Below are 15,526 nucleotides of genomic sequence, written 5' to 3'. Positions count from 1 at the left end.
ATTTGTAATAAACCAGCCTCGATGTATATTGTAACAATTTAATACATTTTATAAGAAACGGAGATATTATGAACATTTTAACATATATAGGCATAGCTATAGGCGGTCTTATAGCTGTTGGTTCTACTTTAGGCATAACTTTAGGCATTGTAGTAACCATAATCTATAAAATATTCAGAGCAGTTAAATATAAAATCTCTTTATTTGACTAATCTGAACAGACTAACTGTGCAGTCAGCTAAATATACAGTTAGCTGACAGTACAATATAATTTTGCTAAACATTAAATTTAACGAATTGAAATATTAACTTAATTAAATCAGAAAAGGAGTATTATATGGTTGGAAATATAACTGTAGGAATTGTTGTTTTATTAATTGTTGGCGGTATTATATTCGGATGCCGAATAGACCATCAGGCTACTAAAGAAGCTGACGAGAAAAATAATTCAGCCGTTAAATAACCGTGGTATTTAATAAAACGCTATGAAATCACACAATGATAACATAGCGTTTTATATTTTGATTATTTTTTTCTGAGTATTTACTTATTTTCTTTGTTTTTAATGTAGTTATCAAACTATCTACTGCATACCATTCGCCATTTTATACTTATAAAGCATTTCAGCGTGATTTTGTTCTTCTATCTCTATATCTGCAAGCACTTTTCTTATAGATGTTAAAGTACACGCAAATACATTGGAATTATATTCACCTGATACAAGCTTTTCTGTTCCTATGCTGTCTGTTGCAAGAAAACAGTCATTCTTTTTATCCTCTGACTCTTCACTCTTTGAATAACCGCCCTTTGGCTGATAGTCCTTTCCTGCTGTATCATTACAATCGCAGGATGGCACTTCACCATTTAAAATCTGACCTATCGTCTTATAATGTTCCTGCTCCTTTTTCTTAAGCTCTTCAAAAAGCTGTTTTAACTCATCGTCCTTTGCAAGTCCTGCATACTTCTCGTACTTATCAATACAATTCTTTTCCTGTGTCTGAAGATCCTTTAATACCGACATTTCTTTTTCAGTCAACAACATACATATGCCTCTTTTCTTAATCTGGTTATTTTGCGATGTGCATATCAGAAATCAATTCTGCCACCACTATGAATTAGGATTGTTAATTTACATTGCAATCTCTTATACATATGTATTATGTGTTGATTCTCATAATCATATACCTTACATACTTATATTTTTATCAACATTTTTTCAATCAATTAAGAACATATCCTTACATATATATTTCCCATATTTTGTCTTAAAAATATTATTGTAAGCCTTTAACACTGCATCTTTTGACACACCATCTTCATACATATTTACAAGAAAATCAGCCTCAACAAGTATCTGGTAATCAATCCCGTCAATATTACTATATGTATGATGATGTGCAATCAGATACTGCACTCTTTCTGAAATGTCTGTTTCAAATCCAAGTCTTTCAAGAAGCTCTTTAGCAAGTGCAGGTCCTTCCTTTTCCTGCAATCTGCCGCCACACTCTCCATATTTTTCTTCACATGTATGAATCCCTATGTCGTGTGTCAGTGCCGCTGTTTCAATAATAAACAAAGTCTTGTAATCTACATTTTCCATCTGGGCAATCAACCTGGCATAACTGTGAACTTTACAGAAATGCTGTATTCTCCTGGAATCCCCCTTATATAATTCAATCATAGCCATATGTAACTTATTTAACATATTAATATTCTGTGTAACAGCACTTTGAACAGCTGAGTTTTTCATAGTATTATTCTCCTTTTTTTGATAAATATTGTATATTATTATTTATTTTCAATATTTTTAATATCCTAAATATTATTAAAATTATACTCGCAATATTCGTATTAAAATATATCAAGCATATTATCAAGATATATCTCTTCCCTTACATTTATCTGGTATTCCGGCTTAGTCATATAATAAAGAAGAAATTCCAGCACCAGTGCACTTCCAAGGCTTCTGCCCTCTATTTTAAAATTAGTAAATCCCATAGGCATATATATATTCCTGATATCATCTACACTTATAAATGCCGGGTTGTGCATTGCCTTGGAAAATCTATATCCCTCGCCTGCCTCAGGCGACACACATATATGCCCGTTACAATTTTCGCCAAGATTCATACGGCTTACAGTCTCATAACAGGCTTTACGGTCATAACAGCCAATCCAGCAGCACTCGTTACATAAAAATTCAATCTTATCTTTCTGTTCCTGTGTCATCGTCCCCAGCTTATCAAAGCATTTATTCAACCTGAAATCTGGCACAACATAACTAAAATCATCTCTGTTTACCTCGTTCAGCAAATCATTATAATCTGTTAGTACCTTGGTTGTAGATGAAACGAAACAAAACTCTGGATATTTATTTTTTATATAGTCAAGCAGAATATCTGAGTGAACTATAATTCCATTTTTAAATGCAGTATCTCTTATCGAATTATCTATAGAATAATCTTTAGACGCATATTCAGATGTAACCTTATAATCACTATGCAATTTCGAAGCCGCCTTTAATAATTCACACAACTTATTACATTTCACATCTGCCAGATGTTCCTTCCTGATAAGCGAATTGCTGAATGTAAGTCTTGCCGATATTCCATATTGTGCCATAAGTGAAAATACTTTTTCTGCCTCACCGTCTCCAAAGCCGGCACGCCCGCCGCCCCATATGCAATCCGCTGGTGCACCATATATAGAACCTATATCACACCAGTCATAAAAATACTCCCTGTGCTCATAAAACAATGACAGGAATACTTTATAAAACTCATAGAATTCAAACAGACCGGGAAGGTGAAAGTAAGCTTTCCTGTTACTACTAATATAATTTATGTTATTATTTGTACTGCTATTGGTATTATTATTTTTAATATCATTTAAGTTGTTATTTATATTATCGTCTATATTACTATTCTCTTTATTACCCATTTTTCTCCACCACTACATTCTTCTACATTTCAAATATACTTCTTATAATCCTGCACTTCTTTATAAATATATTATTATATAATACAACTCAACATTACCACAATACATTATTCTAAAGCACCTAATATACATAATATATACCAATTTGCGACTGCAAGTTATAATATTACTTCAATACATAATCATTTCTTTATATAAAATATCTAATTACAAATAAAAAATATACCAGCCCACAGATTACATTTCCTCTGTGGACTGATATATTTTACATAACTTCTTTACTATTTTTCAAGTACCATTTTATATAACAATCTTCTACTTTACATATCCTAATAATCCCGGAAGCCATAACGAAATAGCCGGTATATAAGTTACAAGTAAAAGTACAATAAATATTGCTGCGAAATAATAAAGTAAAGGCTTTATAACATCTTCTATCTTTGTCTTACCTACCTTAACACCTACGAAAAGGGTTGTTCCCACCGGAGGTGTGATTGTTCCGATACATAAGTTAAATATCATCATAATACCGAAATGAATTGTATTCATACCAACTGCCTGACATATTGGAAGAAATATAGGTGTAAATATAAGGCAGGCTGGTGTCATATCCATAAATGTTCCGACAATCAGAAGAATAACATTTATTATAAGAAGAATAACATACTTGTTGCTGCTGATACTAAGCATTACTCCTGATATAGCTGCTGGAATTCCTGTAAATGCCATTACCCACGACATTATACTTGATACACCGATAAGGAAAATAATTATTCCTGTCATTTCAGCACTGTCCATAAGAAGCTTTGGAAGTTCATTTACTTTAATAGACTTATAAAATACAAGCGAAAGTATAAGACTATATACAACCGCAACGATTGCACCCTCTGTTGCTGTAAATATGCCACCAATAATACCACCGATAACGATAATAATCATAAGAAGGCAAGGTAATGCTTCAAGTATTATCTTAGTCTTTTCCTTGATTAAATAACGTTTGCTGCTAGTATATCCTCTTTTCTTTGCATATATGTAGATTACTACCATACACGCAAGTCCCCAAAGAATTCCAGGGATATAACCTGCCATAAATAATGCGGCTATTGAAGTTCCACCACTCACCATTGCAAACGTAATCATTACATTACTAGGTGGTATAAGCAGACCAGTGGGTGCTGTTGCTATATTAACAGCTGCAGAAAAGTTTTTATCATATCCTTCTTCCTCCTCAACTGGTCCTATAATAGCCCCCATAGCTGAAGCTGCCGCTGTACCTGAACCTGATATTGCACCAAAAAGCATATTAGCTACAACATTTGTATGTGCAAGAGAACCAGGTATTCTTCCTGTAAATATCTTTGCAAAATTAATAAGTTTTATGGCAATTCCACCTTTATTCATTATGTTACCAGCAAGAATAAAAAATGGAATAGCAATCAGATTAAATACTGATATTCCTGAAAATATTCTTTGTGCACCCGTTACAAGTGCTGGTTCTGTTGACAATACCGGAAGGATTGCACATATTGATGAAACTGCAAGAGAAATCGCAATTGGTGCTCCTGCTATTAGCATTATAATAAGAATAACCAATATAATAAGACCTGATAACCATGCTATGCTCATGCTTCTTCTCCTTTCCTTATAAGACATATAACATTCAATACTCCATATACTGCAATAACCACTCCCGTTATTGGAATAACGATATATACATATCCCATTGGAATTCCAAGCGATGCAGTTTTTTGTGTCATTGAAAGGCTTGTAATAGATATGCCACCATAAACCATTACTATAAGTGCAAATGCTATTATTATAATTTCAATTATAGCATTAAGTATTGTTAACTTCTTTTTGTTTAACTTATCTGCAAGAAATCCCATTCTCATATGCTCTCTTTTACCAAACACATAGGCAGCTGCAAACAAGGACATCCATGTAAATGAATATGTCAGAAGCTCTTCTGAAACTGTACTTGGACTATTGAAAATGTATCTTACAAGTATCTGGTAAGTTCCAATAATAACCATAAATGCAAAAAGTAATATACATACAATTCTTATTACTTTATTCATAACATTTCTTATATTATCTAATATAGCCATTACTTTTCCTCCCCTACTCTTTTATTTACTTCCTGAATATGATTATATATATCAACTATTGAAGGATTTTTCTTAATCATATCCTGCTGCATATTTTTAACCTTTTCTTTAAAAGGTGTGATATCTGGATATATAAACTCAACTCCCATTTCATTCTGGGCAATATTCTTAGCTTCCTCAACACACTTGTCCCACTCTACAAGTTCAACCTCCGTAGACTTTAAAGCAGCTTCCTTAAACACCTGTAATTCTTCTTCATCAAGCCCCTGAATAAACTTAAGATTACCAACAAGCATATCTGGTATAATCTGGTGCATATTGTAAGTGTAATACTTGGCAACTTCACCGTGCTTATTGTTAGTTAATGCAAGCTCATTATTCTCAGCACCATCTATTACACCCTGCTGGATAGCTGTATATACTTCACCAAAACTCATAGGAGAGGCAGCTGCTCCGAATGCCTGCATCATCGCTACACTTGCAGGACTCTGCTGTACTCTTATCTTCATTCCAGAAAGGTCTGCCGGTGTATTTATTGCTTTCTTGCCATAGAAATTTCTTGTTCCGGCATTATACCATGTAAGAACCCTGAAACCAGAAGAATCTGTTGATTCATATATATTTTCCATATAATCTGTATCCTGCATTACCGCCTTATAGCTTTCAATCGAATCAAAAAGATATGGCATACTGAACACTTCATATACATCTGCAAATGTTTCAAGATTAGCTGTACCTGCAACTGCGAAATCAATAGCTCCTGTCTGTGTAAGCTCTATTGTTTTCTGTATTGAACCTAATAATTCATTTGGGAATATCTGTACTTCGTATTTATCACCAAGTCTTTCCTCAACATATTCCTTGAAAGCTACAAGTCCAAGATATTCTGGATGTGTTTCTGACTGTGCTATCGCTATTCTTACTATACGTTTTCCGTTATTTACTGACAGATTGCAGCCTAATAATCCTGCCGTCATAACTATACATAACATAAGTATAGTACAGCGTTTAATTACTTTTTTAATCATCTGTTTCCTCCTTTTGTTTTCAACTTTTTAAACTTAATTATTTAATTGCCTCCCTATTTATCAGAGTTAACTGGCATTTGCCCATAACTGATGCACACGAATTATCCCTTTATTATTCCTTTGATTTGCAGTTCAGATAATTCCCTGTCATCATTCTTTATCTATATAATAAAAGTAATATCCTCCTTTTTATACAGTAAATGTTTGTCATAGAAGAAGACTTTTTTGTTATAATATGATATATTTCACAGTTTATACATAATTACATTGTGCAACTTTACTATATAAGCAGCAAAATAAAAACGGCTTCTGTCAGATATCATATTAATGTAATGATATCCGGCAGAAGCCGCTATTTTTATTTATAATTTATAATAAATTAACATTTTCTTCTATATATAGTATATATTTTTAAAAATCATAAAACTATTTTATACTTAATGTTATAAATTCTCCCGGTATTTTGAAGGAATTTCACCAACTATACGTTTGAATATTTTGGCAAAATAATTAGAGTCAGTATACCCTACCATTCTGCTTATATCCTTAATGCTGTTATTGGTATTACCCAGCAGTTCCTTTGCTTTCTTTATTCTATATTCTGTAAGATATGCTGTAAAATTCTGATTGAAATATTGTTTAAACAGCTTGCTGAAATACGCATCAGAATATCCCATCTCTTCTGCGGCTTCCTGCATTGTTATATCATATATATAATTATTTTCTACATATTCCTTTAAGTATTTAACTGTTGTCTGCTCATCAGAATTTCTTAAATTATCTATCATTCTTTTGTGTCTGTTATCTCTGATATTATTATTGTCTGCATATATGTCTGTATCTTTAACATTCTCTTTCCCAGACCGTGCATTTTCTTTAAAAATATTGCCTTTACCATCTGTAGCAGTATTTTCCTTAACAGCATTTTCTTTATCAAGCTTTTGTATTGCCATATCCATAACTGCCAGCAGATCATTAATATCACAAGGCTTTAACAGATAATCTAAAGCCTTTACTTTAATTGCATTTCTTGCATATTCAAAGTCATCATACGCACTTAAAAATACAATTGAACATTTATCATCCATCTGTCTTATATATTTAGCTGCCATTACGCCATTCATTTCAGGCATAGATATGTCCATAATAATAATATCATTCTTCTGCTCACTGCACATAGCAACCGCTTCTCTTCCATTCACAGCCTGATATATATTCACTTTATCTCCGTAATACCTGTCTATTTTCTTAGCCAGTGCCATACGCTCAATCTGCTCATCATCAACTAATAATACTCTGTACATAAGTCTTTCACCTGCACCAACATTATTTACTATTATTGCCAAAATATATCTGTATAACCGTTCCGTGATTTTTTCTGCTATAAATCTTCATACCACTGTTATTGTACATACCTTTTACTCTGTATGCAATATTTCCAATGCCAACTCCTACAGTTTTTCTATTTATTTCACTGTCAGCATAATTACTATCATTCTCAGAAGATGCAGCTGTTTCAGTATCAGGCAGTGCAAATATATTATCAAGATATTTTCTTATGCTGTCGAGTTTATCTTTTTCAATTCCAACACCTGTATCTGCAATTGATAACCACATTTTATCATCTTTCTTAAAACCTCTTACATATATAATACCACCTTCTGATAAAGATGATAATCCGTGTATAATTGCATTTTCAATAAGCGGCTGTAACACAAATGCTGGCACAAGCTCATCAAGACTGCTGTTATCAACATCACACATATACTTTATGCGCTGTCCAAATCTCATCTGCTGTAAATACATATAATCGTCCATTATCTTTACTTCCTGTTCCAATGGCATTATGGAAGTCTGCGTTTTAAGATTATATCTGAAAAGACGGCTTAATGTGTTTATCATCTTCTCTGTCGTTACGGCATCTTCAATCTCTGCTGTCCCTGCAATAAGATTTAATGTATTAAAAAGAAAATGTGGGTTAATCTGATTCTTAAGCATTTCAAACCGCATATGCTCAAGCTGTTGTTCAACCTTATGCTTTTCCTTAAGCGTAACAATATAATTCTTTGTTGAATGTTTCATCTGCGTAAATTCTTTAATAAGAAGCGAAATTTCATCATCACCTTCTATTATTATATCATCGCCGGAATAGTCATTCACACTTATTCTTCTTGCCTCATCTGAAAGCTTTAATATCGGTTTTACAATGCTTCTATTCATAAAAAGCCTTATCCATATAGATAATATTATTACTACAAATGCAATAATAATACATATAACTGGTATTATATAAAATAGCTTTTTCTGGCTGTTATACTGCTCATTTCCTAAAGATACTGTTATGCTTTCATACCTTTTGGCATAATCTTCCAGATAATTCTGGACCTTATAACAGTTGTCTATCGCACTTCTATAATCTTTGTCATTTAGATTGGAATTAACAATACTATTATATATATTGTCATAACTATCGTATATATTATGTATTGACTGGATAATAATATATTGTTCCTCATTCATATAACTATAGTCAGCTGGAATCTGTCCAAGAATATCTTTAGTATTATTTCTTACTTCATCAATCTGTTCCGGTAATTCTGCCTGCTCATCTTCAAAATATAATTTTAAAGCATTACGTTCCTTAGTTACAGCCTTATATAATTTTAAAGCTTTATCATTATTGTCCAATGTATCTGTCAGCATACTCATTCCTTTTATGGAAAGTAATATTCCAAGCACAAGTGCAAATGCAACAACTGCACTGCTTATCGTGTATACATACTGGATTTTTCTTTTTAAAGACATATTTACTCCTGATTTTTTTCAATTTTCTCAATTATATCCATATAATCTAAACAATATCTGTCATATATTGGCTGTAACTTTTCTCTTAAGTCTCGTCTTTCTTCCTCACTGACTTCAATTACTGTTATATCTTTATCTTCAATTGTCCTTACAGCCTCTTCTTCTGTGTCCTTCCATATATACCTTTCATATATGGCTGACTCTTTGGCACATTCCGATATTACTGCCCTGTCTTCTTCTGTTAATTTATTCCATGTATACTCTGATACAAGCTGTACTTCTGGAATTCTTGTATGCTCATCAAGTATGCAGTATTTCGCCTGTTCATAGTGCTTTGAATATATATATGATACAAGACTATTTTCTGCTCCGTCTATTTTTCTTGTCTTAAGCCCCTTATAGACTTCTGAATATATCATCTTCACAGGATTGGCTCCAAGTAATTCTACCGTTTCAGACATAAGCTCTGACTCCTGTACTCTTAAATTTAAACCATACAAATCTTGTATTGTCGTAACAGGTTTAACCGAATAAAAGCTTCTTGCACCTGCATCATACCAGGATAAAGTCCTTACCCCAAGATTGCTTTTCCCAACTGCATCTATAAACTGCTTTCCATCATCGCCATTTAATACATCCCACATCTCCTGTGCATCTGAATATAAAAACGGCATCTGGATAACTTTTAATTCTGGAATATCATCAGATATTGAAGATATAGAAACTCTTGAAAAATCTATTCCACCGAATTTAAGCTGTTCGATAATCGACTTTTCATCACCCAGTTCACCATTACATTTAACAACTATCTTAATTCTTCCATTAGTCTTCTCACTTACAAGACGTGCAAATTCGTAAGCACCTTTTGTAGTAGGATAATCTTCAACCTGATTTTCCGCATACACAAGTATAATCTGTGGTATCACAGGCGAATTCTGTGGCTCATTACATTTTATTAATACTATAACTAATGAATTTAATATAGCCAAGATTGTTATTGCTGACACAACTATCTTTTTTCTCATTATAACTCCATTCCCAATTGTAATACAGATACATAATATTATGACCCTTATTTTATATTATTGTTTGAAATAATCAAATACTGCTTTGTTCATCTTCTCCATAAACAAATTATTAAACAAAGCAATAACCCTATCAACACTAATGATTGCAAGTATCGTACCAATACCAAATTCTAAATGGAAGTTGCCTGTTGAAATTTCCATCATAAATGTCATTATACTACTTTTCTGCTTAAATTTCACATATCTATTATACACGCAAAAATCCCATAGGTTTGTACTCTTTTAAGCATATAACCTATGGGAATTATAATAGATATTATTATATTAACTATTTATCTTTAAAAAGTGCATATAACATAAGCACTGCTATGCTTATTATAACAAGCTTCATATAAAGGCTTATATCACTATACATATTCATCATAATATTATTAACTGCACCATTACTATATCTGTCTGTAATGTCACCCGCTAATAATATCATCAATAATAATGTACTAATTATCAAACTTTTATTACGATATATTTCTTTGTCTTTCTCATCTAATTCTTTATTAACATTCTCTATTGGTGAAAATCTTAATATTATAAGGCAGGATAATAAATACATTATCCATACAACCGAATTATTGACTTTTAAAGCTTCAAGCATAACTGTAACTAAATATGTCCCAAGAAATACTATATTACATACTAATGGAGTTCTTGCATGATACCCTCCTGTATATATTCTTAATGTAGCATAGATTGTAATAAATATTATGCTTTCAACCAGTCTTGATATTAATATGCCAACAATAAGGACTGTCAACATTCCTGCTATATTGCAGATAAGCACCTGCATACCATATTGGTATACAGGGAGCTCATCTTCATTAATTATGTTCTTCTTCAAAAAAAGAACTGCAATACTATCTGCTATTCTTCCTAGCATTATCCCTATCCCCTTACCTCTCAGTAATACATTGGTATTATCTGTTCTTCTTTAACTTAGCTGCTGTCTGTGGTTCTTTTGGCTGATAGCAGCTCCATATTGAAGCACTGTTTACAGCCTTCTTAGCAGAATGCTGTGCCGCCTTAGCAACACAATTTAATAATACATTGCTCTTCTTCATATCTTCCAACTCCTTTCCTACCTGACGTCTGACGTTACAAGTATTAATATATCTGATGCTGATAAATCAGCTCTCATTCTATCCTCAACTCTCATCCCTTATTCGAGTTAGCACAAAAGCTGATTTAATATTAACATTTATTTCCATCATTTCAATAAGCGTGTCGTGAATTATATCTTATATGTCGTGAATTTATTTTTCCCTGTAAAGAATTACACTACAGCAAAGAACACAAGTACCTATTATTGAATAATTAATTCTGCCATTATATTTCTTTACAACATCATTTACATTTTTAAGACCATATCCATGCATTAATTTATCCTTTTTGTGTGTATTAAATAAAGTATCTTCTTTGAAGGCTTTTACCATATCATCTGATATGCTGTTATATATTTTTAAGGAACATACATCCTCATTCTCATCTATAAATACCTCAACTCTCTTATTATCAACAAATGTCTGAGCCTCAATTGCATTATCAAGCAGATTAGAAAGCACACAGAATATATCTACATTTTTAATGAGCTTTAACTCTCCGTTGACAACAGCCACAAAATCTATGTTTTTCTGTCTGCAATCTTTAGATTTCTTTGTAAGGAACTCGTTGATAATTATATTATTAGTATACATTTTCTCAACAATTATTTTATCCAGATCTCCATCAAACTGGCTTAAGAATTCTCTTGCCTCCTCAGTACGTCCATCCTTAAGCATAAGATTAGCAGCAATCAGTGTCTTATTAAGTTCGTGTTTTATTCTTGATATACGCTCGACATTCGTTTCTATATCCTCGACATTTTCTAATCTGCTTTTATATGCCTGTTCCATTATTGTCTGCTCCATAAGAGCGTATGTACTGCGTTGTATAATCTCATACAATGCCACACACAGGATAAACATTATTGTTACACATATCATTATTATAATTGAGCGCACTATCATTTTCTCAGCATAACTGTCTGTTGACATCATCTGCACTTCATTGGTGATAATAACTGACATTATCATAGCCGCCATAATTATTACCGTGTCCTTAATATTCACTCCATAGCTGTATCTTCTTAATATTCTTACAAGTATTACCGCAACAATCCATATTGTTATCTGTATAAGAATAACCAGCAGGCACTTTTCCATAGAAGCTGTTCCTGTGAATTCTATAAAATGCACATTATACAATGCTCCCATTATACTGCCCAAAAGTACCGTAACAAATATTATCGTTGCTATAATAAACATTGAAGCATACATTTTCTGAAATATATTGCCATCCATAAAAAGGCACGCATATATAACAAGCATTGCCCACAATATGCCAACACCAAGTCCCTCAAACGGAACAACCATATACTGGATTTCCAGATATGCAAATATTATCGAAACACCTGATATTACTGCAATCTTGGAATTAATCTTTTTATTAACGTTCAATGTACCGCATAAAAAATATATAAGCAAAATGCTCTGATTAATATTTGCAAGTGTTTCAACTATAAACGAAACTTTATCCATATTTTCTCCAATCTTTTTTATCATTTACTATGTATATTCTATCCAGCATTCGCTAAACTGTATGTACCTGTAACGCTTAATATATCTGCATATTCTTTCAGCTTTTTCTATCACTTACTCTTACTGCTCACTATATCCCATAATATACGCCTGCCAGTCACGTATAATCATTTCCTGCTTATTGCCAGTTATATACAGCTTTGTACCATTATCAATTATTACCACATCATCTTTAATATTTACAATATGCTCCATATTAACAAGACTTGACCTGTTAATCTTAACGAAGCCTTTAGCCGCCAATTCCTTCTCTACTCTTGAAATCTTATCCCTTACAACCCGGCAGTCATCTGTCATATATATGTTCATATCATGATTGGACATTTCTATGTATAATACTGTCGAAAGATTTAACACAAGCGTATTCCTGTTATTCTTAAAGGTATACAACACATTTTTATCATTCATATATGATATTATCTTATCCATTGTAACTTTTATATCCTCTGCATCGTGCTTTTTTCTTATAAATCCTAATGGTCTGCACACAAATGCCTTGATTGCATATTCTTCATAATTCGTAATGTACACAATACCGGCATTCCTGTTCATTCTTGTTATAATCTTTGCCACGTCCATACCATACACTTCGCCAAATTCTATGTCTAAAAAATATATATCGGCTTTATCACATTCCTTATTTCTAAGGCTCTCCATAAAGTTCTCATAATGGTCATAATAAACGCAATTGAACAGCTCATCGTATTGGCTTTCCAACACTTTAAGCTGTTCAATAAACTGGGATGCGTACAATCTATCATCATCACATATAACAAACTCCATAATTATCCGCCTGCTTTCGTACATTAATAATATAATGATGTGAGTAGCAAAATTACTTTCTGCATGCATATCATAATAGATAATATTATACATAATCTTAGGTTGGTTCGCAATAATGTGGGGTGGAGAATATTGTAATAATTGCAATGATAGTCTGATAATGACTTACCGGGGCATATATGGTAGTTTTTTCTCTCTGGACGAGAGGATATTGTTAGTATATATGTTTGTATTTAATATTTGTGCCCATGAAGGCGTGCTAACGCACTGTTCATAGGCTGGTGGGTGGGAGAAGATGCTTACACCGTGCAAGTTCCAGAAGCCTCTGGCTTCTGGAACTGTCGGGCTTCGCCCTATCTGACTTAGCTTCAAAGTGCTGCTTTGTGCAAGCACAAGCATCACTTTGCTGTTAAGTCAGGCACGGCTCATTATATTACATATTCCCATACTTCATCCTTGAAGATGATTTTTCTGTAAGTATCGAATTTTGTCCACTTGTTGAAGAATTCATCATTGAGTGGTTTGTTAGCCGTTTCGATGGCATTTAAGTCATTTATAAGGTTGTTGTAGTCATCCTCACCATTGAGCCTGATTTCAAAGCCACGGCTGTTGACTACTGGTGTTCCTGTGTATGTATATTCTTCTAGCTTTGTGATTGCTTCTATCTTCTTATCTCTTACTGTAACTGCTACTTTATCACGAAGAACGATTACATCAAAGTTATCTGGATAGCTGTATGTCTCACCGCTTACGTTAATTACATCTCCGACCTTGTATGTCTTGCCTGATGGGCTTACCTTTGTAACTGTAGCACTTTCAAGGTTATAATAATATTCTTCAAATATATCTGCATTTCCTTTAAGGCTTCCATTTACAAATGCACATTTTACTTCTTTGTTATCATATGCACTCGAATCTGTGACAACACCGCAGGCAGATGTCATATTGCTTATTCTATCTATAAGAATAAGTTCGCCAAGCGTCTTATGTTTTGCAAATTCATCAATAACAACTGCTTCCTGAAGTCCAATATCGCACACTGCTATCTCATTCTTGCTAAGTCCATTAGCTGGAAGGAAATTTCCTGTATTGACGTCTATCTTGTACTGAATGTTCTTTAATACACCAAGAACCTGCTTAGTGCCAATCTTAACAATGTAATCCTTACCAACTGTAAGTTCTGCATCGTCCATCCAGAGTATTGTTGCTGTAAGTGACTTGCTTACTGGAAGTGTTGTTCCGCTTGAAAGTACACAACCTCTTGATACGTCAACTTCTTTGTCAAGCTGGATTGTAGCTGGCTGTCCTTCCTGTGCTGACTGACTGTCCTTATCTCCAATAAGAATACTCTTAACCTTAGCTGACTCCCCACTAGGAAGTGTGATTATATCATCTCCAACTGATACAACACCTGATTCAATCTGCCCCTGAAATCCTCTGAAAGTATGGTCTGGACGGCATACTCTCTGAACAGGCATATAAAAACCTTCTTCCTTCTTCTTTTCGCTTACATCCACATTTTCAAGGTAAGTAAGAAGTGCTTCGCCTGTATACCAAGGTGTATTATCAGATTTAACTGTAATATTGTCACCCTCTGTTGCTGATACAGGGATAATCTTTACACTTGCAAGTCCAAGTTCTTTAGATAATTCATCAATCTGCTTAGTTATCTCGTTAAATCTTTCTTCTGAGTAACCAACTAAATCCATCTTATTTACTGCAAATACGAAATATTTAATTCCCATAAGGGCACATATTCTTGCGTGTCTTTTAGTCTGCACAAGAACACCCTGCTTAGCATCAATAAGAATTATTGCAAGGTCAGCAAATGAAGCACCAACCGCCATATTTCTTGTATATTCTTCGTGACCTGGTGTATCAGCTACGATAAAGCTTCTCTTATCTGTTGTAAAATATCTGTAAGCAACATCGATTGTGATACCCTGTTCACGTTCTGCCATAAGTCCGTCAAGAAGAAGCGAGTAATCAATAGCACCACCTCGGCTTCCTACTTTACTGTCAAGCTCTAAAGCCTTTTCCTGATCGGCATATAAAAGCTTTGAATCATATAATATATGTCCTATTAATGTAGACTTTCCATCATCCACGCTTCCGCATGTAATAAATTTTAATAATCCTATCAT

General features: G+C 33.3%; 17 protein-coding genes. 2 read left to right on the top strand and 15 right to left on the bottom strand.

Annotated elements, in window-relative coordinates:
- Window positions 1-68 precede the first annotated feature (68 nt).
- Both BM157_RS12865 and BM157_RS12860 read left to right on the top strand, forming a co-directional pair.
- Window positions 69-212 (top strand): hypothetical protein, encoded by a 144-nt coding sequence (locus BM157_RS12865; protein WP_318255708.1) that lies wholly within the window; start codon window positions 69-71, stop codon window positions 210-212.
- 125 nt (window positions 213-337) lie between these two features.
- Window positions 338-463, top strand: coding sequence for a hypothetical protein (locus BM157_RS12860; RefSeq protein WP_022502842.1), 126 nt, complete (start codon window positions 338-340; stop codon window positions 461-463).
- 120 nt (window positions 464-583) lie between these two features.
- On the opposite strand, the gene BM157_RS00625 is transcribed toward BM157_RS12860, so the two are convergent.
- The 15 genes from BM157_RS00625 to BM157_RS00560 form a co-directional block, all read right to left on the bottom strand.
- Window positions 584-1,042: a ferritin-like domain-containing protein gene (locus BM157_RS00625; RefSeq protein WP_090139505.1), complete on the bottom strand. Its 459-nt coding sequence runs from the start codon at window positions 1,040-1,042 to the stop codon at window positions 584-586.
- Between the two features lie 174 nt (window positions 1,043-1,216).
- Window positions 1,217-1,705: an HD domain-containing protein gene (locus tag BM157_RS00620; protein WP_055175887.1), complete on the bottom strand. Its 489-nt coding sequence runs from the start codon at window positions 1,703-1,705 to the stop codon at window positions 1,217-1,219.
- A 146-nt stretch (window positions 1,706-1,851) separates the two neighbouring features.
- The gene (locus BM157_RS00615) at window positions 1,852-2,940 is read right to left on the bottom strand and encodes a hypothetical protein (protein ID WP_318255706.1); all 1,089 of its coding nucleotides are present in this window, start codon (window positions 2,938-2,940) and stop codon (window positions 1,852-1,854) included.
- Between the two features lie 315 nt (window positions 2,941-3,255).
- The gene (locus BM157_RS00610) at window positions 3,256-4,566 is read right to left on the bottom strand and encodes a TRAP transporter large permease (protein WP_090139503.1); all 1,311 of its coding nucleotides are present in this window, start codon (window positions 4,564-4,566) and stop codon (window positions 3,256-3,258) included.
- Complete coding sequence (locus BM157_RS00605; RefSeq protein ID WP_022205341.1) at window positions 4,563-5,048, bottom strand: TRAP transporter small permease; 486 nt, start codon at window positions 5,046-5,048, stop codon at window positions 4,563-4,565. The genes BM157_RS00610 and BM157_RS00605 overlap by 4 nt, the downstream gene beginning before the upstream one ends.
- Window positions 5,048-6,040: a TRAP transporter substrate-binding protein gene (locus BM157_RS00600; RefSeq protein ID WP_242854141.1), complete on the bottom strand. Its 993-nt coding sequence runs from the start codon at window positions 6,038-6,040 to the stop codon at window positions 5,048-5,050. Before BM157_RS00600 ends, BM157_RS00605 begins: the two co-directional genes overlap by 1 nt.
- A gap of 479 nt (window positions 6,041-6,519) precedes the next feature.
- Window positions 6,520-7,422: a response regulator gene (locus BM157_RS00595; RefSeq protein WP_055175477.1), complete on the bottom strand. Its 903-nt coding sequence runs from the start codon at window positions 7,420-7,422 to the stop codon at window positions 6,520-6,522.
- Window positions 7,403-8,881, bottom strand: a complete 1,479-nt coding sequence (locus BM157_RS00590; RefSeq protein ID WP_090139501.1) for a sensor histidine kinase — start codon at window positions 8,879-8,881, stop codon at window positions 7,403-7,405. Before BM157_RS00590 ends, BM157_RS00595 begins: the two co-directional genes overlap by 20 nt.
- Window positions 8,882-8,883: 2 nt before the next feature.
- The gene (locus BM157_RS00585) at window positions 8,884-9,906 is read right to left on the bottom strand and encodes a TRAP transporter substrate-binding protein (RefSeq protein WP_070101463.1); all 1,023 of its coding nucleotides are present in this window, start codon (window positions 9,904-9,906) and stop codon (window positions 8,884-8,886) included.
- Window positions 9,907-9,963: 57 nt separating this feature from the next.
- Entirely contained in the window at window positions 9,964-10,122 is a 159-nt protein-coding gene (locus BM157_RS12855) for a hypothetical protein (RefSeq protein ID WP_318255704.1), read from the bottom strand.
- Between the two features lie 115 nt (window positions 10,123-10,237).
- Complete coding sequence (locus BM157_RS00580) at window positions 10,238-10,843, bottom strand: accessory gene regulator ArgB-like protein (protein ID WP_055175483.1); 606 nt, start codon at window positions 10,841-10,843, stop codon at window positions 10,238-10,240.
- 37 nt (window positions 10,844-10,880) lie between these two features.
- The gene (locus BM157_RS00575) at window positions 10,881-11,024 is read right to left on the bottom strand and encodes a cyclic lactone autoinducer peptide (protein WP_022502847.1); all 144 of its coding nucleotides are present in this window, start codon (window positions 11,022-11,024) and stop codon (window positions 10,881-10,883) included.
- A gap of 192 nt (window positions 11,025-11,216) precedes the next feature.
- On the bottom strand, window positions 11,217-12,539 hold the full coding sequence (locus BM157_RS00570) for a sensor histidine kinase (RefSeq protein WP_318255703.1): 1,323 nt from the start codon (window positions 12,537-12,539) through the stop codon (window positions 11,217-11,219).
- Window positions 12,540-12,659: 120 nt separating this feature from the next.
- The gene (locus BM157_RS00565) at window positions 12,660-13,382 is read right to left on the bottom strand and encodes a LytR/AlgR family response regulator transcription factor (protein WP_318255702.1); all 723 of its coding nucleotides are present in this window, start codon (window positions 13,380-13,382) and stop codon (window positions 12,660-12,662) included.
- Window positions 13,383-13,810: 428 nt separating this feature from the next.
- Window positions 13,811-15,526 (bottom strand): GTP-binding protein, encoded by a 1,716-nt coding sequence (locus BM157_RS00560; protein WP_090139565.1) that lies wholly within the window; start codon window positions 15,524-15,526, stop codon window positions 13,811-13,813.

It is taken from the genome of [Lactobacillus] rogosae (genome assembly GCA_900112995.1).
GTDB classification, from domain to species: Bacteria; Bacillota; Clostridia; order Lachnospirales; family Lachnospiraceae; genus Lachnospira; species Lachnospira rogosae.
The sequence above is the reverse complement of the archived record's forward strand: the minus strand, read 5'-3'. Positions and strand labels throughout refer to the sequence as shown.